21 protein-coding genes are annotated in these 19,929 nt (G+C 52.5%); 4 read left to right on the top strand and 17 right to left on the bottom strand.

What is annotated here, in order from left to right; all coding sequences use genetic code 11:
- Positions 1–100 precede the first annotated feature (100 nt).
- The 8 genes from MKY86_RS11460 to MKY86_RS11425 all read right to left on the bottom strand — a co-directional run bounded on the left by MKY86_RS11460 (position 101) and on the right by MKY86_RS11425 (position 9,457).
- Positions 101–1,429 carry an ABC transporter substrate-binding protein gene (locus MKY86_RS11460; protein WP_076074061.1) on the bottom strand — a complete coding sequence of 443 codons (1,329 nt, stop codon included), beginning with the start codon at positions 1,427–1,429 and terminating at the stop codon, positions 101–103.
- Between the two features lie 194 nt (positions 1,430–1,623).
- Positions 1,624–3,399: a sensor histidine kinase gene (locus MKY86_RS11455; protein WP_076074059.1), complete on the bottom strand. Its 1,776-nt coding sequence runs from the start codon at positions 3,397–3,399 to the stop codon at positions 1,624–1,626.
- 5 nt (positions 3,400–3,404) lie between these two features.
- Complete coding sequence (locus MKY86_RS11450) at positions 3,405–5,108, bottom strand: response regulator transcription factor (RefSeq protein WP_076074056.1); 1,704 nt, start codon at positions 5,106–5,108, stop codon at positions 3,405–3,407.
- Positions 5,109–5,515: 407 nt separating this feature from the next.
- Complete coding sequence (locus MKY86_RS11445; protein ID WP_076074054.1) at positions 5,516–5,959, bottom strand: GNAT family N-acetyltransferase; 444 nt, start codon at positions 5,957–5,959, stop codon at positions 5,516–5,518.
- Positions 5,960–5,973: 14 nt separating this feature from the next.
- The gene (locus tag MKY86_RS11440; protein WP_076074051.1) at positions 5,974–6,411 is read right to left on the bottom strand and encodes a hypothetical protein; all 438 of its coding nucleotides are present in this window, start codon (positions 6,409–6,411) and stop codon (positions 5,974–5,976) included.
- Between the two features lie 34 nt (positions 6,412–6,445).
- Positions 6,446–6,985, bottom strand: coding sequence for an AAA family ATPase (locus MKY86_RS11435; protein ID WP_076074049.1), 540 nt, complete (start codon positions 6,983–6,985; stop codon positions 6,446–6,448).
- 492 nt (positions 6,986–7,477) lie between these two features.
- Positions 7,478–8,884, bottom strand: coding sequence for an NAD-dependent malic enzyme (locus tag MKY86_RS11430; RefSeq protein ID WP_076074046.1), 1,407 nt, complete (start codon positions 8,882–8,884; stop codon positions 7,478–7,480).
- 81 nt (positions 8,885–8,965) lie between these two features.
- Positions 8,966–9,457 (bottom strand): hypothetical protein, encoded by a 492-nt coding sequence (locus MKY86_RS11425; protein ID WP_076074044.1) that lies wholly within the window; start codon positions 9,455–9,457, stop codon positions 8,966–8,968.
- Between the two features lie 141 nt (positions 9,458–9,598).
- On the opposite strand from MKY86_RS11425, the gene MKY86_RS11420 reads away from it, so the two are divergent.
- The 3 genes from MKY86_RS11420 to MKY86_RS11410 all read left to right on the top strand — a co-directional run bounded on the left by MKY86_RS11420 (position 9,599) and on the right by MKY86_RS11410 (position 12,588).
- Positions 9,599–10,591, top strand: a complete 993-nt coding sequence (locus MKY86_RS11420) for an acrylyl-CoA reductase family protein (RefSeq protein ID WP_076074041.1) — start codon at positions 9,599–9,601, stop codon at positions 10,589–10,591.
- A gap of 106 nt (positions 10,592–10,697) precedes the next feature.
- Positions 10,698–12,152, top strand: a complete 1,455-nt coding sequence (locus MKY86_RS11415; RefSeq protein ID WP_076074038.1) for an alpha/beta hydrolase family protein — start codon at positions 10,698–10,700, stop codon at positions 12,150–12,152.
- 37 nt (positions 12,153–12,189) lie between these two features.
- The gene (locus tag MKY86_RS11410; protein WP_076074036.1) at positions 12,190–12,588 is read left to right on the top strand and encodes a MerR family transcriptional regulator; all 399 of its coding nucleotides are present in this window, start codon (positions 12,190–12,192) and stop codon (positions 12,586–12,588) included.
- A gap of 187 nt (positions 12,589–12,775) precedes the next feature.
- Here the strand turns inward: MKY86_RS11410 and MKY86_RS11405 are convergent, their stop codons facing one another.
- From MKY86_RS11405 to MKY86_RS11380, 6 genes are all read right to left on the bottom strand, one after another.
- Positions 12,776–13,549 carry a cupin domain-containing protein gene (locus MKY86_RS11405; protein ID WP_445668063.1) on the bottom strand — a complete coding sequence of 258 codons (774 nt, stop codon included), beginning with the start codon at positions 13,547–13,549 and terminating at the stop codon, positions 12,776–12,778.
- A gap of 665 nt (positions 13,550–14,214) precedes the next feature.
- Positions 14,215–14,766 (bottom strand): YfiT family bacillithiol transferase, encoded by a 552-nt coding sequence (locus MKY86_RS11400; protein WP_076074033.1) that lies wholly within the window; start codon positions 14,764–14,766, stop codon positions 14,215–14,217.
- Between the two features lie 19 nt (positions 14,767–14,785).
- The gene (locus MKY86_RS11395; RefSeq protein WP_076074030.1) at positions 14,786–14,980 is read right to left on the bottom strand and encodes a hypothetical protein; all 195 of its coding nucleotides are present in this window, start codon (positions 14,978–14,980) and stop codon (positions 14,786–14,788) included.
- Positions 14,981–15,043: 63 nt separating this feature from the next.
- Entirely contained in the window at positions 15,044–15,784 is a 741-nt protein-coding gene (locus MKY86_RS11390; RefSeq protein WP_076074027.1) for a GTP pyrophosphokinase, read from the bottom strand.
- A gap of 239 nt (positions 15,785–16,023) precedes the next feature.
- Positions 16,024–17,058 carry an HD-GYP domain-containing protein gene (locus MKY86_RS11385; RefSeq protein WP_076074025.1) on the bottom strand — a complete coding sequence of 345 codons (1,035 nt, stop codon included), beginning with the start codon at positions 17,056–17,058 and terminating at the stop codon, positions 16,024–16,026.
- A gap of 155 nt (positions 17,059–17,213) precedes the next feature.
- Entirely contained in the window at positions 17,214–17,672 is a 459-nt protein-coding gene (locus tag MKY86_RS11380) for a hypothetical protein (protein ID WP_076074022.1), read from the bottom strand.
- An 81-nt stretch (positions 17,673–17,753) separates the two neighbouring features.
- On the opposite strand from MKY86_RS11380, the gene MKY86_RS11375 reads away from it, so the two are divergent.
- Positions 17,754–18,053, top strand: a complete 300-nt coding sequence (locus MKY86_RS11375) for a Dabb family protein (RefSeq protein WP_076074020.1) — start codon at positions 17,754–17,756, stop codon at positions 18,051–18,053.
- Here the strand turns inward: MKY86_RS11375 and lepB are convergent.
- The 3 genes from lepB to MKY86_RS11360 form a co-directional block, all read right to left on the bottom strand.
- Complete coding sequence (gene lepB, locus MKY86_RS11370) at positions 18,050–18,547, bottom strand: signal peptidase I (RefSeq protein WP_076074017.1); 498 nt, start codon at positions 18,545–18,547, stop codon at positions 18,050–18,052. The two genes, MKY86_RS11375 and lepB, sit on opposite strands and share 4 nt — an antisense overlap.
- A gap of 25 nt (positions 18,548–18,572) precedes the next feature.
- Complete coding sequence (locus MKY86_RS11365) at positions 18,573–18,974, bottom strand: DUF4265 domain-containing protein (RefSeq protein WP_076074015.1); 402 nt, start codon at positions 18,972–18,974, stop codon at positions 18,573–18,575.
- A 61-nt stretch (positions 18,975–19,035) separates the two neighbouring features.
- Entirely contained in the window at positions 19,036–19,908 is an 873-nt protein-coding gene (locus MKY86_RS11360; protein WP_076074012.1) for an SDR family oxidoreductase, read from the bottom strand.
- Positions 19,909–19,929: the final 21 nt, after the last annotated feature.

The following is a 19,929-nucleotide window of genomic DNA, read 5'->3' as shown; positions in this document are numbered from 1 at the left end:
CAGTCCTTTCCTTATCAATTAAAATAAACCCCGGGCACAGCCCGCCTCCTGAACTCCCGGAAGCTGCAGGCCACGCCCAAGGTCACTGTATGAGAACTAACTATTTAATCTGTGACTCGGCCTGGGCCTGGGCATCGCTCAGCACGCTGTCAATATCCTTGCCGTTCAGATAATTCTGCATTTCTACAATCAGAATGTCTTCAATCGCATACGTGTTGATTCCGTAATTGACGCTTGGGATCTGCTCCGTCCAGGCGGCGAAATCCGCTACAATCTTCTGGCCGCTGAAGAATTCATTGGCCTGGCTGTAAGCCTCTCCGCCCGCAGCCGCTTTGAAGGTACCGATAACACCGATGTCCGTGAGCAGCTTCTGGTACATTTCCACATTCGAGCCGAAGGTCTTCGCCATGAAGTCTGCTGCCGTCTCCTTACCATCCACATTCATGACATACCAGGAGCTTCCGCCCAGGTTCGAGGCATGAACGGATTTGTTCACAGTCAGCTTCGGAAGCGGTGCGATGCCCCACTTGCCGGATTGTGACGCTTCCGCCGTAATCGAAGGGGTGATCCAGTTGCCTGTCGGCACCGAGGCTACATCGCCGCTGTTCAGGGCGGCTACGAACTGGCTCCAGTCTGCATGCACCTTGGCTACGTTCGATTCGGTCAGCTCCTTATAGGTTTCAAAAGCTTCCTTAAGCGGTGCATTTCCCGCGATATTCGGCGTCTTGCCGTCTTCCTTCAGGTACCACTCGCCTGCGGATTGAATCATCACCCGGATCAGTCCGAGGTCGTTAGGGTCCAGTGTAATCAGCGCTTTGCCGGTTTTCTCTTTCACCGCTTTGCCGATTTCAATATATTTCTTCCAGTCGATATCCTGCAGATCGGCCAGCTTGTAGCCTGCCTGCTCCAGATAGTCCGTTCTGACATAGAGGCCGGTTACGCCGGAGTCAAAAGGAATCCCGTACTGCTTGCCGTCCAGGCTGGTAGGACCGCTTTTGTAATCCGCGAAGTCAGCGCCCTTGATTGAGCTGCTCAGATCGTAGAAGGAATCCTTGTACGATTGCAGGAAGCTCTGGGAACGGTAGTCTTCAATCAGCACGATATTCGGCAGACCCTTGGTAGTCCCGGAATTCAGCCCCGTGTTCAGCTTCTGGATAATATCCGCCTGTGCATATTCCACAATGTTAATTTTCACATCCGGGTTAGTCTTGGCATATTCTGCTTTGGCCACTTCCAGCGCGGCGATATTGAATGCAGGGTCCCAAGCCCAAATCGTAATTTCCTTCGCCTGTGCAGGCTCTGTAGCTGCTGTATTCTCTGTCTTTCCCGTGTCCCCAGCAGTATTGCCGGAATTCTTGGACCCGGAATTAGAGCTGCAGGCCGTAAGCAGTAGCAGGCAAATCAGGACTAACGCAAAGCCTTTTTTCATTGGTAAGCCTCCCCTTTGATGCGCTTTACTGTCTCTCGCTTGAATGTAAGCGCTTATTTATTACATAAGTAATCTTATCACCCGCTCCGGGCGACCCGTTAGAACTTACTTTATGGGGATTGGTCATTTTATCGCCTGATTGTAAGCGTTACCTTGTTTGGTATTTGTTCTTTTTTTGGAAAATGGTAATAATCTCACTTCTTCATCAGCGGCAGGCGGATTCGGATCGCAGTTCCCTCACCCGGCGCACTCTTAATCGTGACTCCATACTCTTCGCCGTACATCAGCACCAGCCGGTCATGCACATTACGGATACCGATTCCGGTGAACAGCTGGCGCTTCCCCGCAAGGCTCGACATAGGCAGATCAGCCACTCCGGTATCCATCCCATCCCCGTTATCCACCACCTCACAGAGCAGAGATCCGGCATCCTGAGAGATGAGGATATGGATATATCCGCCGCTTTTGCGCGTAAACGCATGGAAGAAGGCATTCTCAATGAACGGCTGAATAATCAGCTTCGGCAGATGACAGTCCATACAATCCGGGGAGACGAAGAAATTCACCCGGATCTGTTCGCCGTACCGCACATGGTTGATGAACACATAAGACTTCAGATTCTCCAGCTCCTGCGTCACCGTAATGCTCTCACTGACATTGCTTAGCGCATTCTGCAGCATCGAGATCAGGGCATGAATCGTCTGCACCGCCTTCTCCTGACTGCCCTGCTGCACCAGGAAGTTGACCGAAGCCAGCGTATTGTACAGAAAATGCGGGTTAATCTGATGCTGTAAGGCCGCAAGCTCCGCATTCCGCTGCTCCTTTTGCGTCTCCACCAGCTTTTCGACATATTCATTTAGCTCGTCCAGCATATAATTATAGGCATGCCCCAGCTCCTGAAATTCAAAGCTTCCCGTAACCGTAATGTAATTGTGGAAGTTACGCTCGGTGATCTTGGACATCTGCCGGGTAAGCAGCGTGAGCGAGCGGGTCAGCCTTCTGAAGATCAGGAACACCACGATCAGGGCCACGATCACGATGGCTGAGCAGAACAGCACAACCATTTTACCGTTGACCATCTGGCCGAGGGCCGTCTGCTTATCGATCAGGTTCACAATGTAGAAATCATAAGACGGCAGGTAATCCGCAATCAGAATCGAATCAGTGCCTTGGAAATCAATGTTCTGGTACGCAAGCTGCTGCTCCTCAATCTCACTCGCCACCTGCAATAGATCCCCAGCCTGCTGGCCCATCAGATCACTGCGGTTGCTGGACACAATCATCCCCTGCTTATTCAGGATCACTACATCGTTCCCGGTACTGACAAAGCTTCCGTAGAAGGAGCGGAAATCCTTTTCATGAATGGTAAAAAACAGCGTCCCGTAAATATCGCCCGTCGTCCGGTCCATCAGCGCTTTGCTGCCTACAATCACCGCTTCCTTCTGCGCCGAATCCGGCATCGTCTCCTCATAGAACTGGTACATCAGCCGTTTCGGCTCGGCCAGCGTATTCCGTGTCAGCTCGTGCTGCTGCAGTTCCCGGTCACTCATTAGCAGATTGTTCGTATTGGTGGAGTAGCTGCGGCCGTTTTTGCCCATGATTTTGATCCCGACCTGGTAGGCATCGAGCGTGGACTGAATCTTCTTCATCTGCGTGGTCATATTGTAATAGGTCCGCAGCATCCGCAGGGAGTCCGAGTCCTCCTCAGACAGGAAGGAACGGATCGTGCCACTCAGCTGGGTATTATTAGTAGCCGTAACGATTGAATAATGAAAAGCTTCAAAGCTCGCCTTAATCTGGCTGATCACCTTGGAATTCGTAATGCTGAAGGTATTCATGAACAGCTTCTCCGACATGCGAACGGTCGTCCAGGAGGAGGCAATCGCTACGGCGATGATGCTGAACAGCATGACGAGGAAGATTTTGATGAACAGGCTGTGAAATTTGAACCGCTCCCAGTATCTGCGCATACGCTCTACTCCTGCCCGTAATGCTGACGCCGGTAGCCGCTCGGGGACAAGCCGTAATATTTCTTGAACACTTTGCAAAAATAGCTGTGATCGCCGTATCCGACCATGCTGCTAATCTCCGCTATGGGTGCCTCCCCGGCCCGCAGCAGCTCTGCCGCCCTGCCCGTGCGGACCGTGTTGAGATGCTCCTTGAAGCCTTCGTGATTGTAGGTCGTGAAAAGGCTCGACAGATACGAAGGGTTGAAATGAAAATGACGGGCCAGCTCCGTAAGGGTCAGCGGCTCAGCATAATGCTCCTCTATGTACTGAAGCAGCTTCGTCATACTGGCATTTCCGCCCGGTGCAGGCGCTGCCGATGCAGTCAGCTCCATGATCCGGGTCAGATAATCATCCAGAATCTGCATAGCCTGCTCGGCCGTGCCCGCTTCATCGATGGCCCGGAACAGGCCGTATTTCCCCTCCTCCAGCTCCTGCAGATGACTGAACTGATTCGTAATGTTGAAGATGATATTGCCCAGGAAGGATTTGAACTGATACACATCCCCGTCATCCTGGCGGCTGAGCGCATCTACATGCTGATGCAGGTCACCGAACGCTTCCGCCAGCTGCTGCCGCTTCAGTTGCTCTGTGAAGGACGTCAGATTGAACTTGGGCAGCGGAGTCTCCGGATCTGGACGTTTTTTCTGGATTAGCAGTGTCTGCTCCGGCCGGAAAAACCGGCACTGCTGTAGTCTTGCATTGCTCTCCTGCTGGATGGCCGCCAGCTCGCTGAGCGAACTGAATCTCCGGCTGAGCGTCAGACGTATTTCCGTTTCTTGCCCGGCAAGCGTATCGGCCGACTGGTGTACAGCCTTCAGCAGCTGCGGCCAATGGGCTTCCTCCAGATTGATCAGCATGAATGTAGTGCCCGAAGGCTCTGCGACTGGAATAATACACTGCACCCGTCCCGGTACACACTGGTTTAGTTCACGGGTAATAGTGGTAACCACGGTAGCGGATGCGGCCTCTTGTGCATTGGCTGCGCTGCTGGCAGTATTGATGGTGATACGGTTCATGGCATTGCTGCTGCTGACTGCGTTAATAGCGGTATGATTCATAGCGTTGTCGCTGCTGACCGCGTTTATGGCGGTATGATTCATGCCTTCGCCGCCCGGTGCTTGCTGCACCGGTTCCCAGCCCAAGAGCGCGAAGGCGTGATGCGGAAGCTGCTGCTTCACATACGCTTCGCTCTCTGGCGGCAGCCGGTAACCGGCCAGCACCCGGCCGAGCAAGGTATCCAGCGGCTGCGCTTCTGCCTTCTGTTGTCCCCCGGCGCTGCTCAGTCCCGGAATACGGTCCCGGGTTTTTTTTAACACCTGCAATAAGGCACCGGCTTCCAGCTTCGGCTTCAGAATATAATCCGCCACCCCATGCTGAAACGTCGAGCGTACATAATGGAACTCGCTGAAGCTGCTTAACACAATCACCTCGGTAGCCGGATAATCGCGCTTCACCAGTCGAGTTAGCTCCTCGCCATCCATCACCGGCATCACAATATCCGTAATGATGATATGCGGCTGCAGGGTCTGCAGCGAATTCAGCGCTTCCTGCCCGTTGGCCGCTTCACCCACAATCTGAAATCCTTCCTGTTCCCAGTCCAGCACATATTTAATCCCTTGCCGGACCAGGATTTCATCGTCCACAATCAGCACCTTGCATATTGGATTCATGATTCTCCCCCGCCTTCTGTAGTCTTGACCTCTGGCCCTAGCCACTATGAACGGATTATAAAGCGCTATCATGGAGATGGTCAAACTTAAAATAAGAGCAGGGAGACATTCCCTGCTCTTGGTTGTGCAATTTTTGTAAAAAGTATGTTGTCCAGTATATACGAAGGAGCATTCCACTCTCCGTCATTCTTAGATTTCCCGCCAGGTAATTGCATTATGTACAGTAGAATCGGAAAAAAAGCGCTCCAAAACGCATTCTAATGTATTTGCTGCAATAGAATTTCTTAAAAGGGTCCATTTCAGGCAAATATCCGAAAATCTAATGTATGAAGTACAATTGATGGCGAAAACCAGAATATGCCGGGGCAATTTTCAGTTTTCCCAAACTTTTATGTCCTCTATGCACCCTAATGCGAGCTGAGATGCTTGCGGTATCCCTCAACCTTCTCTTCCCTGTACCCCATCGCCTCATAGAAAATATGTGCTTCCTTCCGCTTCTCCCCCGACACGAAAATGATATAGTAACAGTCCCGTTCATGCGCAATCGCTTCGATCGCAGTCATCAGCTTCTTGCCAAGCCCCTGCCGCCGTGCGCGCGAAGACACGACCACATTCTCAATTACCATGAACGGGCGGCAATCCCCCACTAAGTCCTGGCAGACTATCCCCATCAAGGAGCCCAGCAGTTCCCCATCTACAAAAGCTCCCAGCAGTACATACCGCTCATCCTCACGGATGGTCCGAAAGGCCTTTTCCAGCTTCACCGGGTCCGTCGGCCCGCCTATTAATTCATCGTAGAGTGTGTTCAGTGCTCCCAGTGATGCGAATTCAATTTGTTCTATCGTTACCATGGCAGGTTGCCTCCCTACTTCTCATTCTTGAGCTCAAACTCCTCACTCTTCCCGTCCCACTCGACAGTGACTTTAATGACGGAGTCCTCTTTCTCTATAGTGCCAGTTCCAGAACCGCCCATTTTTAGCATTCCTGCAAGAACTGGGGCCTCAATATTTTGGCTACCGCCGCTTCCTTTGCCTTTGTAAGTATATTTCATCTGTTTAATCGCTTCGAGATCAGACTGCTCACCCTTGTATTTCAAATCGAAGGTATATTGTTTGGAGCTTTCACTTGTCACTTTATCCTTCTTCGTAATCAGCTTCTGGCTGGCCTCCTGCTTATAGACGCCTGACCAGGTGTCCCCCTCGCCCTTGAAGGTATAGTTGAAATGGGTCGTTTCGGTATTGCAGGACGTCAGCAGCAGTAGCAGAATTGCCGGAAGCAGCAACGCACGCACTATCTTCTTCATGGTCAGCCTCCTTTTCCCATAGATTACATTAACATTAACGTGAACGGGATAGGTATTGCAGTACTGCCTCCACCCGTTCCTCCACCGTAAGGTCTCCTTCCAGCCGCAAAAGATCGCCGCTTAGCCCGGTCATCCACTCCTCATGCAGCATCCGGCTGCGGATCTCCATTCCGCCCGTATCGTACTGCGCTGCCCAGTCAATGAAGCTCTCAACATCCTCATACTTGTCTCCGCCCGGCAAACCCTCATCCCCGTAACGTTCATACTCCCGCGCCCGCAGCCGCTGCAGACGGATCTCCTCCGGAATCCACAGGAAAATCACCAGGTCAAAGGTGTCGCGCAGCGGATCACCCCAGCCACAGAGCGCACCGGACAGAATCCAAGGCTCATTGCGCTTCAAGTCCATCTCCAGTCTGCTCAGACGTGCGGCAATATCGCTCTTGATGCTGTATTTCTGTTCCCAGTAGTAATCGTCACTATCCAACTGAACATGCGGAAGCCTCGCCGCCAGCGCCTTGCCCAAGGTTGTCGTTCCCGCCCCGGAAGCTCCCATAATATGAATTTTGCGGTACATAAGCCCTCCTGAATGAAAGAATCATTGTATCCATTTGTATATTTTACCATGCTGCCCCTTATATATAAACAGCGAAGCCTGATTTTAAAGGATTCCAATCCTCCGGTAGGAAGCAAGTGGACAAACGTATCTTAATTTCTCGAATTTCGGGGATTTCCGGGAAACAAGTGGAAAAAGCACAACTGTTAACTCAACTTTTAAACGCTTTACTTGAATTACGATAATTAAGTGTTGTTAATCCAATTGTTGTCGCGCCATGCCCCAAACAGCCACCAGCAAGTGTACAAAATCCATCTAATTCCAGCCAGTCGTCCCCTCCCACCTCTCCCATAAGCACCGGCGTAAGCCGTAGTCCACAACCCATCGTTCCCAGGCCCCTGGCATCCCGGCTCCCACATTGGTCAACTATATACTTCTGCGCAAAAGCAGACGCAAACAAAGCCGCAGCCTAAGGCCACAGCTTGTTCACCTTCCTAATGCTCAGCGTGCTCCTCAGCTCACATCAGGCGGGATGCGCCGGGCGATGCCGGTAGCGATAGCGGCCCGGATGACAGCCAGACGTACCTGCTCCACGACCTTTTCGTTGAAAATGCTCGGAATAATATATTGCTCATTCCGCTCATCCGGGTGCACCACGGCTGCAATGGCCTGCGCCGCTGCCAGCTTCATCTCCAGATTCACCGTCTTGGCCCGGCAGTCCAGCGCCCCGCGGAAAATCCCCGGAAAACACAGCACGTTGTTAATCTGGTTAGGGTAATCGCTTCTGCCGGTTGCCAGCACCCGGACGTAAGGCTCCGCCAGATCCGGTTCAATCTCCGGAGTCGGATTAGCCATAGCGAACACGATGCTGTCCTGGGCCATGCTCTGCAGATGGCTAACCTGCAAAATCCCTCCCCTGGATACGCCAATGAAGACATCCGCTCCGCGCACCGCCTCATCCAGTCCTCCGCTCAGATTCTCAGGATTCGTACTTTCGGCCAGCCAGCTCCATTCAGCATTGGTATAGGCTTCGTTCCGGTTCAGGATTCCCTCCTTGTCTACCGCGTAGAGCTGCTTCGCGCCAGCCGCCAGCAGCAGACGGCAGATCGACACGCCTGCCGCACCGATGCCGACGACTACAATTCTGGAGTCTGCAATCGACTTCTCCACCACCTGGAGCGCGTTCAGCAATCCGGCGAGAGCAACTACTGCCGTTCCGTGCTGGTCATCATGGAAGACTGGAATATCCAGCTCCGCCGACAGCCGCCGTTCAATCTCGAAGCAGCGCGGCGAGCTGATATCCTCCAGATTAATCCCTCCGAAGCCGGGAGCAACCGCTTTCACAATCTTGATGATTTCTTCCGGGTCCTTCGTGTCCAGACACAGCGGGAACGCATCAATGTCTGCCAGCTGCTTGAACAGCATGGCCTTGCCCTCCATCACCGGCATCGCCGCCTCCGGTCCGATATCGCCAAGCCCCAGCACAGCGGTGCCGTCGGTGACGACCGCTACCGTATTTCTTTTCATCGTCAGGGAATACGCCTTGGACGGATCTTCGGCAATCGCCGTACAGACACGCGCCACACCAGGGGTATACACCAGCGACAGATCCTCCCGGTTCTTGATCGGCATCTTCGGGGTAACCTCGATTTTGCCGCCGAGATGGGCCAGGAAGGTGCGGTCGGAGACATTGATGACTTTGATTCCAGGCATATTCTTCAGCACACTTATAATCTCTTCATTCGCCGCATCCTGCACATTCACAGTCAGGTCACGGGTCGTCACATCCTTGCCGCCACGGATTACGTCAATCGCTACAATATCGCCGCCGGCTGCTGCCAGCCTGGACGCCACATCACCAAAAGAAGCTTCGGCCTTGCGGATTTCAAGCCGGATAATCATCGTTGTTGCAATGGACATAGAGTATGCCTCCCTCATCAGACGGATGAATTCTATCCTCAATATACTACAGTTCACTTGTTGTTCACAATTAAATCCGGGTTAACCGGGAATTTCCCAATCCTCAGCCAGCTTTAGCAGCTCTGCTTCCGCAGCCTCTTCATCTTGCCCCAATACTTTTGCTTCTATATAGTAGGTGACCGTATCATCGCTGTCACTCTTGCCGGGACGCTGATAACACAGCCAATAATAAGTAACTTCAGGAGTAGGATAGACCGCGCTTCCCCCCTGTACGAACTTGATCAGCTCCCCTTCACCTTCCGGAGTCGGCACCGGCTTCCTCCATAGCAATTCTGTATGATTAGGGATGCTGATATAATTACCCGGACGACTCTGATCGCCAAGCGACAGCTCCAGCTGATCTTGAGTCACAGACTCCAACCCTTGCAAATACCGTGCAGGCTCGTCCTCACTTAGACGCAGCCGGTGTACCGCCGAGGCGGAATCAGATGCTGCGAACCCGTATAGTGCTCCCCCGCCCAGAACGAGGCAGATTGCTGCGGTAAGCACGGTTTTACGTATTTTCACTCTCATTATGAACGCTCCTTTGTAAGCATTTAGTGTAGGATATCATTGTGTTTCCTTAATTGACAGGCCACAATAGTAATGGCGCGAAGCCTATGGATTCTTATCTTTGAACCAAACAAATATAACACGAATTAGGAGAGAGAAGATATGCGGAACCCTTTTCAAGCATTGGTAGTGGACAAGACAGAACCATTCTCCGTAGAGGTCAGACCGGTATCGCTGCAGGAACTGCCCGCCGGTGAAGTGTTAATTAAGGTAGCTTATTCCAGTGTAAACTATAAAGACGGGCTGGCAAGTATCCCGAATGGAAATATTGTGCGAAATTATCCGTTCATTCCAGGGATTGACCTGTCAGGGATGGTAGTCTCATCGAAGGACAGCCGCTTCCGCGAAGGCCAGTCTGTGATTGCCACCAGCTATGGGATCGGCGTCTCCCACTTCGGCGGCTTCAGCGAATACGCCCGTATCCCTGCGGACTGGGTTGTTGAACTCCCGGAGGGCTTGACGCTGCGGGAAGCAATGATCTACGGAACGGCCGGATTCACGGCGGCGATGTCTGTGCAGGCGCTGGAAGCTCAAGGAATGACCCCTGATCAGGGAAAAGTGCTCGTAACCGGTGCCACCGGCGGTGTCGGAGGCGCGGCAACCGCCATCCTGGCGAAGCTGGGCTATCTGGTCACTGCCAGTACCGGCAGAATAGAAGAAGCCGGATATTTGCAGGAGCTGGGTGCTGCTGAGGTGATCTCCCGCGAAGAGGTCGCGGGCACTGCGGTGAAGCCGCTGGACAAGCAGCTCTGGCAGGCCGCAGTAGATTCAGTCGGGGGTGCGCCGCTTGCTGCAGTCCTGAGCAAAATCGCCTACGGCGGCGCAGTTGCCGCAAGCGGCTTAACCGCAGGCACGGCTGTCCCGACCACCGTCCTGCCGTTTATCCTGCGCGGAGTCAGTCTGCTCGGCATCGATTCCGTAGCTTGCCCTATGGAGACACGGACCAAGCTCTGGCAGCGAATGGCAGGTGACATGAAGCCGGAGGTGCTGGATACGCTGGTGGACCGTGAGATTTCCCTGACTGAGCTGCCTGTGGCGCTTCAGGATATTCTCCAGTCGGGCACCCGGGGCCGGGTGCTTGTCCGCTTATCCTAATCTAACTTGATTCTACCATAGATTATAATTTAAGCCTTGACCCTGAAGTATACTTCAACCTTTATACTCTAGTTATTCCAGATGAATAGAGTTGGAGGGAGTACAAATGAGAATATTTGAGATTATAGTCATTGTGGTGATTCTGGCTGTTACAGCAGGAATGATAGGGGCCAAGAAAAACTGGGGGCTGAATACCCTTATGCTGCTGGCTGTCGTTATGGCTGTGGTGCTGCATGGGGTGCTGGAGAATTACCGTATCCAGATGGCTCCGGCCTACGCCGCAGCGCTCGGGCTGGTGAGCATACTCGGATTCAGACTTGTGAGGCGTCCCCGAACGGGCCGGCCTAAGCGGTATGCGAAGTTATGGAAAAGTCTGCTGCTGATATGCATCCTCCTTCTTTCAGGAGTATCCGTCTATGCGTCCAGGCTGCTGCCGATGTTCACGCAACCTGAGCCAACAGGGCAATATGCCATCGGGACGATCGCACGCGAGCTTACCGATGAGCAGCGTGACGAGACGCTGAGCGCTGAGGAAGGCGGCAAACGTAAGCTGATGGTTAATGTATGGTATCCGGCCGATCCTGACCAGACTGAGGGTAAGCCTAAGGAGCATTACCCTTCCGCACTAGGCGAAGCCATTAGCCTTGTATTCGGATTGCCGAAACAGCTATTCAGCCATGTGACCGATATTCCTACTCATGTTACAGACGGAGTGAAGCTATCGGCACAAGAACCCAGCTATCCGGTCCTGCTGTTCTCGCCGGGAATCCGCTCTACCCGATTCCAGAGTATGTCGATTATCGAAGAATTGGTCAGCCACGGCTATATTGTCGTAGGGATCGATCATCCTTACACCTCAGCCAAGGTCACTTACCCGGACGGCGCTTCGGTGTATTACGTGCCTGATCCCGAATTCAATACTTCTGCAGAGCTCTACAATCACAATGTGAACGGAATCGCAATCCGTACAGCGGACGCCAGCTTTGTGCTGGACACCCTGACGGCTTGGAATACCCAAGACCCGAATGGATTGTTCCAAGGCAGGCTTGATCTCAGCCGTGCGGGGATCTTCGGCCATTCCTATGGCGGGGCGACAACCGCCGAAGCTTTAGCCCAGGACAAGCGGTTTAAGGCCGGTGTCAGTCTGGAAGGCGGGTTCTGGGGCAAGGTTGCCCGTGAAGGGCTGACGCAGCCTTTTATGTATATGATGTCCGGAACGACTGCGCAGAATCTTGCACATCCCGAAGCGAACACAGATCCCCTGATCTATGAAGAATTCACGCCGGATCTGAAGTCAGTTATGAGCCGCAGCACCCGGGATACCTATTATCTGACAGTGGATCATTTCATTCACCAGAGTTTTACGGATATAGCCCTGCTGTCGCCCTCCTTATTCGCCAATGGCCTTGATCCGGTGCATACTGTAGATATAAGCAGAACCTATGTCCGGTCATTTTTCGATCAGTATCTGCTAGATGAGCCGCAGGCGCTGCTGAACGGTCCATCGGCCGAATACCCGGAAGTGAGCTTTGAACCGGCCTACACGCACAAGAGACCATAGGAGCAGATAGATATCAAAATACAGGAGGTAATGCCAGATGAAGGGAATGACCCGTGGTGAGCTGGCGCGGCAGGCGGGGCTGAGTGCGGCAACCATCCGTTACTATGAGGACAGCGGCATCCTGCCAGCCCCGGAAAGGACCGCTAAGGGATACCGGATCTACTCTGCAGATATTCTGGTGAAGCTGAAGTTCATCAAGGATGCCCAGTCCTTGGGCTATTCACTGAAAGAAATCCAGGCGGCGCTTGCCCTGCTCGGCTCGAAGATGGATGAAGATACCTTAAAGGAACTCGTCCGCGACAAAATCACCGAAATCGACGAAAAGGTTGCTGCCCTGTACGCTATTCAAAACATGCTGGCCGGTCTGCTTGAGACCCCGCAGGAGGATATTCAGAATTATCTGCGTTCCTTCCAGGTTCCAGATCAGCATCATTGAAGACAAGCTATCCCTTCTTGGATCCAAGTAGAAACGGCTTTGCCGTCCTTTCAGGGATGGCACCCGTTTCAGCGAGAAATAGAAGGATAAGTTATCATGTGAAACATATAATTATATTTGAAAAAAATTCGGCAGCGTCATTCTGCATTCACAGAATACGCTGCCGTTTGTGCCCTTTGGATTTTTGTTATTCGGCCCCCGCCTCATGCACTGCTTGCGGAGGAGCCTGGACGTATTGCTGCTGGCGGTAGGGCTGGGCATACGGCTGAGCATAATAACCGTGTACCGTCATCGGCTGGTATCCGAAGGATTGCGGAGCCTGCTGCGGGTGCATGTAAGGCGGCATGTTCGCATTAGCCATCATCGGCGTCATATTGGCAGGAGCGATGTGGGTTCCCTTCATATTCTCGGCTGCCGCCTTCACAGGAGGACAGCAATCCGCAGGCGGACCAATGAAGGTCTGTGGCTTCACCGGAGCGAGTGCTTCCTTAACCAGCGCTTCATTAAGGCAGTAGGTATGTGCCAGCACATTAGCCGGAGTTAAGCTCAGAAGATCCGAGCCGAGGATGACCTCCGGTGTTGGAGCATCGAAGATCGCCAGCAGATGGGTGCAATCCATCGTGGCCACTTCATAATGCCACCAGCCCTGCGGCACATTGGCAACCTGACCCGGGGTGATCGGAAAATGCAGCAGCTCGTTCGTAAACGGGTTGATCAGCGACACCACAGCCGCGCCCGAGATACAATACACCAGCTCAGCGGCATTTTGATGATAATGCGGCTCGACCACATTGGATCTGCTGAGATAGATATCGAGCAGCGAGGTATTCTCCAGGGTGTTCAGATTTTTGATGCCCAGTACGTTGATATAATTGCAGTCATCCTTCTTGAATAAGGTGTTGCCGTTCATATCAAACGTAAACTGTGTATTGGGCGACGTATAGTCCATATAAGAGGTCACACAAATCCGTCCTTTCCTCGGGGCCGTTTTTTATCGTTCTGGTTATAGGATATGTATCCGCCCATGCCCAGGTGACGATGAATAGCTCCGCCGCACAGTAAATTTGCCCCTTAAGCTGAATACTTAGCTGGACAGGTCAATTCGACAATGGATTGGGCGGACGGGCTGGGCTGGATGGGGCTGCAACCATAAAAGGAGTAACGTCTCACATGCCCCGCAGCCTCACGAATGTATACTGTTTTCCGCATACATTTCGCCCGGAGCCCCACTTCCGCCCGAATGTATGCTGTTTTCCACATACATTTTGACCGGAGCCCCACTTCCGCCCGAATGTATGCTGTTTTCCACATACATTTTGACCGGAGCCCCACTTCCGCCCGAATGTATGCTGTTTTCCGCATACATTTTGACCGGAGGCCCCGTTTCTGCCCCAATGTATGCTGTTTTCCACATACATTTTGACCGGAGGCCCCGTTTCTGCCCCAATGTATGCTGTTTTCCACATAGCATTCGGGACACCACGCCCATTGTATTCGGTTTTTCGTATACACTCCAGACTCCCCGTTTACTCGTTGGGCCTCCACACCCTTTTCCGGTTCCGGACAAAATAAAAAGACGGAAGGTACACACCCTCTCCGTCTGTTCATGGTACAACAAAGTTATCGTTACCAGCCGCTTCGCTGGATCAAAGCTGTAATCTGCGCGATATGATGGCGGCTGTGCCAGATGTACCTCTCCACTGCGGTATCTAGTGTCATCTCACCGAGACCACCGCTTACAAAGGTCCGGTTATAGTCCTCAGGCTGCAAGGATTCCAGTAAGTTCGCGAATCTGCGGTTAAGCAGTCCGATGAGCTGGAGTGAGGATTCCACCGGTTCGTTGGAAGAATCGCTCAGCTCCGCCCACAGATCCTGTCTGTAGCTTGGAACCTGCGGTGCTTCCTCCGTCAGACCCCGCTTGAAGCGGAGGTATGCATACATGCCCGTATCGGCGAGATGATGCACGACCTGAACCACAGTCCAGCCGCCCGGCCGGTAAGGGGTATGCTGCTGTTCCGCCGTTAGCGGTTCTACTGCTGCCCGCAACTCATCTGCCAACTGACTAAAGACCGCAACCGATGCTGCCCGCACTTCTGCTGTACGGTTCCCCTTAGCGGCGAATCTTCCAATCGGGTATTTTAACAATTCCAGCTCCTGCTCTTCCACATTGTCGTTCATTTCGCTCACAGCTCCTTTATTATTGTTGTTTGGATATCATACCATTTTCGGGTGACAACAGCGCATAGGCTTCTTCCAGTGTTCCCGCCGTAACATCCGGCTTCACTTCCAGCTCCCAGGGCTGTCCGTTCCGGTTAAGCCAGCAGGACTTGATTCCGGCTCTGGCTGCTCCAAGAATATCTGACGCATAGAATGGTTCGAAGATGCTTGTCACTCATCCTGTAATCGCTCCCTTGATACCCCCTGTATGTACATGTCTTTCTTGTGAAACCATCATCTATTCCTTCAACAGCTTAACAAAGTTATCCGGCAGACTGAACTGTTGATTGTTAAGAATCATATCCCGCAACTCGGAGAATGGATCTTCGTCCTCCTGCGAATCCTTGATTTCCTTAATTTCACGGTGCAGCCGCTCCATCTGCAGATCGAGCTCGTACGCCTTGTCAGCCGCATTCTTAAGTTCACGGGTCAGATGCTCAGGAACCGCTTGGCTGTATTTATAGAAAATTTTATGCTCCAGACTGGCCCAGAAATCCATAGCAATCGTGCGGATCTGTACCTCAACACAGACATGCTCCTGACAGTCCGACATGAATACGGGAACCTCGATAAGCAGATGCAGACTCTGATAACCGTTCGGCTTCGGGTTTTTAATATAATCCTTCACCTCAAGCACCTTGAGATCGTCCTGCTTTTGGAGCATGGCGCTGACCTGATAAATATCTGAAATGAACGAACAGGTGATACGCAGCCCGGCGATGTCCTTAATACTGGATCTGATCTGCGGGAGGGACAGCTCACTGTTCTTGCGCAGCATTTTCTTCATAATGCTCTCCGGGGATTTGATCCGGGATTTGGTGTGCTCAATGGGGCTATAGTCGTGAAGCAGCTGGAATTCCTCTTTGAGGATATCTATCTTGGTCTCCATCTCGGCAAGAGCGAACTTGTAAATCATCATAAAGCGGGTAAGCTCATATTTGAGCTGCTTCAATTTCTCTAACTGGTTGTCGGTATGCATCTTCATTTCTCCTTTATGCTGTTGTACAGAATGACTATAATCTCCATACAACTCTTCCATCTCTCATTAATCATAGCCAATCTATGACGTGAACACAAACCTTCCTCCTGTCACCGGGACCCTCAGGTCTGTCCTCCTTTCTTCTCTCAGCCTACGAAAAAAAGCCAAACCGTCCAAAAGGACAGTCTGGCCGTTCTTTAGAAGCGGGCGCTGTTGACAGCTCCTCTTCATCTGGTTATTCAGTTCACCACTTCATCAATGGACAGGCTGCGTTCACGCGACAAATCCCGGAAGCCCTCGCCTACTTTTACCAGCGGCTTAAAGAGGTCCAGCGGGTTGTTCATGACGATCATGCCCACTTCGCCGTTACTGAGCTGTACATTCTTGCCCACGAAGCTCGGCAGTAAATGTCCGGTCAATGCCTGCACCACCGTCTCATTCAGCTTGCCGAAGCCCATCTCATGCACCTTGCGCAGCACGGTAACCAGCCCCTGCTTGGGACGGTTCGCAGTAGAAGTGGTGAGCGACATATAGATGTTGGCTACCGAAACAATCTGGGCGTACGGATGAATCTCTTTTTTGAGCAGCTGATTCGGATAGCCTGAGCCATCCTCATACTCATGATGCTGGAGGGCTACCAGCGCGGTAACCTCGTCCATCTGGGAGCCGCGGATCAGATCATAGCCATAGAAGGTGTGGCGCGCCAGCTCATCCTTCTCGGAATCCGTCAGCAGACCCTGCTTGTTCAGGATCGATAGTGGCACTTGGCTTTTGCCGATATCATGCAGATAGCCCGCACGGCTGATCTGGTAACGCTCCTCCTTGGAGTAACCCATCCACGCTGCAATGTAATAGGATAATAAGCCCACCTGTAATGAGTGGTGATATGTATCGATGTCATCCCGGTCCAGCAGGAGCAGCAGGGAGACAACATCCTTTTGCCCCTCCAAGGTCTCCAGAAGCGGCTTCAACGTATCATCGACTGCAGACTGCGAGAAGCTGCCCTTCGTCAAGGCTTCCAGAAAAATCGCTTCATAATTCAAAATAGCGAGATCAAAATCATCGTGCAGCCCGTGGCTGGGCGCAGGTTCAGCGTCCGTATACAGCCCGCTGCGCGGCTCGATATCGACATAATCAATTTTGTGCCGGATCAGGATACTAATCTCTTCCCGCTCCACACGCGTCCCCTTGGGGAGAACGTGCAGCCCTACACCATTGAAAGTGTCTGCCATGAGACAATCACCGTGCTTCAGATCCGTGACATGTACTTTCAAGTACCAGCACCCCTTTTGTATGATTAGGAATATTCCGTTATGCCCCACTTGATCATAGTCAACAGACGGTAAAGTAACAATCCGGTCAAAGTCACAAACTCCCCGTAATCTAGTGCTATAGAATCCCTGTCTTTAGACGCCTTTCCATATTCTGTTCAGAGCCATCTGACAAATCTCTTGTATTTTATCCTAATTTCGTTCTCTTCTGCCCAGTACATTAGTCTCTTCCTCACCGCTACCGTGTCTTCTGTGAACCTGAAGCAGAGATTAACCGGGACAATCCGTTTGCCTGCAGGCAATATTCCTACTATCGGACCATCTATGTAAATGACCTTAATCCCTGACGCAGAGATGCGCTCTTTGCGAATAATAAGCGAATCTGTCCCCCATTGAAGCTGGCCTTCCTTGCGCAGCGCGTTGATGAGAATGAAAAGGCAGGCCGCAATGCTGAGTCCAATCCACACCAGTCTGATGTAGTATAAATAGAAATGCCTATCCGGGTCGAGGTTAGGGGGCAGTGCCAGAATAATTATGGGAATCAGCACACCTATCAAGGCTATAACAGGATTAGGCACTTTGATTCGGTCGGTTATGGCTAGGGAATCTCCGGTCAACGTATTCAACCTCCATCCGTCCAATTTGTAGTATAATCGCTAATGCAGTCCAACACTTTGTCCAAGGGGGATCCATCCAATATGTTTGAGCATCTCGTCGTCTTCCGCTTCAATGAGCAATTCGAACCAAGCCAGGAGCAAGCCCTGTTACAAGCACTGCTGGCGCTGAAAAAGCAAATCCCCGGCATCATTGACCTTACAGCAGGCATTAATGTAACCGAGGAGCAGGAGAATGTCCACGGCTATACGCTGGGTCTCCGCGTGACCTTTCAGAATCAGGAAGCCCTGCGTGAGTACGGGCCGCATCCGGCCCATCAGAAGTTCGTGTCCATGCTGGAGGGAATCCTGGAGAACGTTGTGGTGGTAGACTACCCGATTTAGAACAACTGGTTCACATCGAACAGTACCTTGCCGATCAGCGCATCCTTGTCTACGAACGGAGTCTCCCATAGGTGAGCATCATAGCTGACGTTACGGTTATCGCCCAGAAAAAAATAATGGTCTGCGGGAACGGTGACCGGCCCGAAGGTATAGGTCATCGCTTCCTGGAGATACGGCTCGGCAATAGCCTCATGGTTGCGGTACAGCTTGCCTTCCTTGATCTCAATCACATCGCCCGGCAGCCCAATCAGCCGTTTTACATATCTTTTATGCGCATCTTCGGCGACCGGCGGATGGAACACCACGATATCGCCATGCTTCAGCGAGGTATTCCAGAGCATTTTGTCCACCACAAGCCGGTCGTTAATCGCTATAGTCGGAATCATCGAGCCGGTAGGCACACGCATAGCTTCTGCTACGTAGGTACGAATAAATAAGGATAGAATAATGCCAATGGCAATACTCGGCACCCACTGCTTCAAGAATTTTTTCAACTTCCTTCACCTCAGATTCATATAATTAGCCTTCAAAATGCTCAATAATCCGCGACATTTCCAGCTCCGCGTCTACTAGAGAGTGCTTAGGCAGATAAATTACCAGCAGTCCGCCGAAGATCTGCTCCCATCTGCCCCCATGCTCTGTAACCCGCTCCGTGAAGCTGCGGATCTCGCCGGAAGCCGCCGCCTCTTTGCTGAGCAGCCAGGCATACCGGACAAGCCCGGACTTCTTCACCGTCTCAATGTAATACGCGATCCCCTCACGCTCACTCACTCTGATAATGTCGCCAAGCGCAATCCCCGGGTTAAAAATCGGCGTCTCCTCAATCCGGTAGATATCCTTGTCGACCCGGGTCACATCCAGCACCTCAATCTCCCGGCCTTGCTCATCAAAGCATATATGTAATCCAACTGTTCCCGGCAAAAGCAACCCTCCTGTTCCATTCTTGCCTGTGATACCGGTACAATACCGGACAGCAATGCACTCACTTCATCGCCCGCAGTGACCTCGAAATGATGCCCTCGAGCACCTTCCAGGGAAGCAGGGCCTTGCCGATCATCAGCACCCGCGAGCCCCGGCCAACAGGATAGCGCAGCTTCGGCGCACGCTTGGCAGTGATCCGTCCAATCAGGTCAGCCACCTCCTGCGGATCGGGAGCCGTCTCGGACGCCCGCCGGGAGTACCGCAGCACCTCTTCAAGCCTGGTGTGATACGGGGAGCCTTCACTTCTGTGCATTCCCGTAATCCCTTTGTCCCAGATGGGGGTACGGAAGGAGCCCGGCTCAACCAGTACAACGCGGACGCCAAAAGAGAGCATCTCCTGGCGCAGACTCTCGCTGAACCCTTCCACCGCAAACTTCGAGGCGGCATACGGACCATAGCCCGGGAATCCGCTCAGGCCGCTGACACTGCTCACGTTAATGATCAGGCCGCTGCGCTGGACCCGCATGTGGGGAAGCACCGCCTTCGTTACGGCAACCAGTCCGAAAAAGTTGGTCTCCATCTGCCCTCGCCATTCCTCCATGCTGACCTCTTCCACGAATCCGCCTACGGCGAAGCCGGCATTGTTCACCAGCACATCAATTCTGCCGGCGAGCTCAAGACTAGCCTGAACGGCAGAAGCAATCGAAGCTTCGTCCGTCACATCCAGTGCCAGCAGATGAATGCGCTCCCGTACCCCCGCCTGTTCAGCCTGCTGAACAAGCTCCTTGCTGCGGCCGAGATCCCGCATGGTGGCAATGACCCGGTACCCTCTGCGGGCCAGCGTAATTGCAGTCAGCAGCCCGAATCCGCTGGAGGTCCCGGTAATCAGCGCAACCGGATCAATTCCTTGGAGCTGGCTTGGATTAGAGTTCATTGGGCACCTCCTTTCATTTTT

The sequence above is a fragment of the Paenibacillus sp. FSL R7-0333 genome (assembly GCF_038000365.1).
Lineage (GTDB): Bacteria > Bacillota > Bacilli > Paenibacillales > Paenibacillaceae > Paenibacillus_AQ > Paenibacillus_AQ silagei.
Note: the sequence above shows the minus strand (reverse complement) of the source record. Positions and strands in the feature narration are given on the sequence as shown.

Bases quoted from the DNA above. Each gene is read 5' to 3' on its own strand.
- MKY86_RS11460 (WP_076074061.1), bottom strand. From the start codon at position 1,429: ATGAAAAAAGGCTTTGCGTTAGTCCTGATTTGCCTGCTACTGCTTACG.
- MKY86_RS11455 (WP_076074059.1), bottom strand. From the start codon at position 3,399: ATGCGCAGATACTGGGAGCGGTTCAAATTTCACAGCCTGTTCATCAAA.
- MKY86_RS11450 (WP_076074056.1), bottom strand. From the start codon at position 5,108: ATGAATCCAATATGCAAGGTGCTGATTGTGGACGATGAAATCCTGGTC.
- MKY86_RS11445 (WP_076074054.1), bottom strand. From the start codon at position 5,959: ATGGTAACGATAGAACAAATTGAATTCGCATCACTGGGAGCACTGAAC.
- MKY86_RS11440 (WP_076074051.1), bottom strand. From the start codon at position 6,411: ATGAAGAAGATAGTGCGTGCGTTGCTGCTTCCGGCAATTCTGCTACTG.
- MKY86_RS11435 (WP_076074049.1), bottom strand. From the start codon at position 6,985: ATGTACCGCAAAATTCATATTATGGGAGCTTCCGGGGCGGGAACGACA.
- MKY86_RS11430 (WP_076074046.1), bottom strand. From the start codon at position 8,884: ATGTCCATTGCAACAACGATGATTATCCGGCTTGAAATCCGCAAGGCC.
- MKY86_RS11425 (WP_076074044.1), bottom strand. From the start codon at position 9,457: ATGAGAGTGAAAATACGTAAAACCGTGCTTACCGCAGCAATCTGCCTC.
- MKY86_RS11420 (WP_076074041.1), top strand. From the start codon at position 9,599: ATGCGGAACCCTTTTCAAGCATTGGTAGTGGACAAGACAGAACCATTC.
- MKY86_RS11415 (WP_076074038.1), top strand. From the start codon at position 10,698: ATGAGAATATTTGAGATTATAGTCATTGTGGTGATTCTGGCTGTTACA.
- MKY86_RS11410 (WP_076074036.1), top strand. From the start codon at position 12,190: ATGAAGGGAATGACCCGTGGTGAGCTGGCGCGGCAGGCGGGGCTGAGT.
- MKY86_RS11400 (WP_076074033.1), bottom strand. From the start codon at position 14,766: ATGAACGACAATGTGGAAGAGCAGGAGCTGGAATTGTTAAAATACCCG.
- MKY86_RS11390 (WP_076074027.1), bottom strand. From the start codon at position 15,784: ATGCATACCGACAACCAGTTAGAGAAATTGAAGCAGCTCAAATATGAG.
- MKY86_RS11375 (WP_076074020.1), top strand. From the start codon at position 17,754: ATGTTTGAGCATCTCGTCGTCTTCCGCTTCAATGAGCAATTCGAACCA.
- MKY86_RS11360 (WP_076074012.1), bottom strand. From the start codon at position 19,908: ATGAACTCTAATCCAAGCCAGCTCCAAGGAATTGATCCGGTTGCGCTG.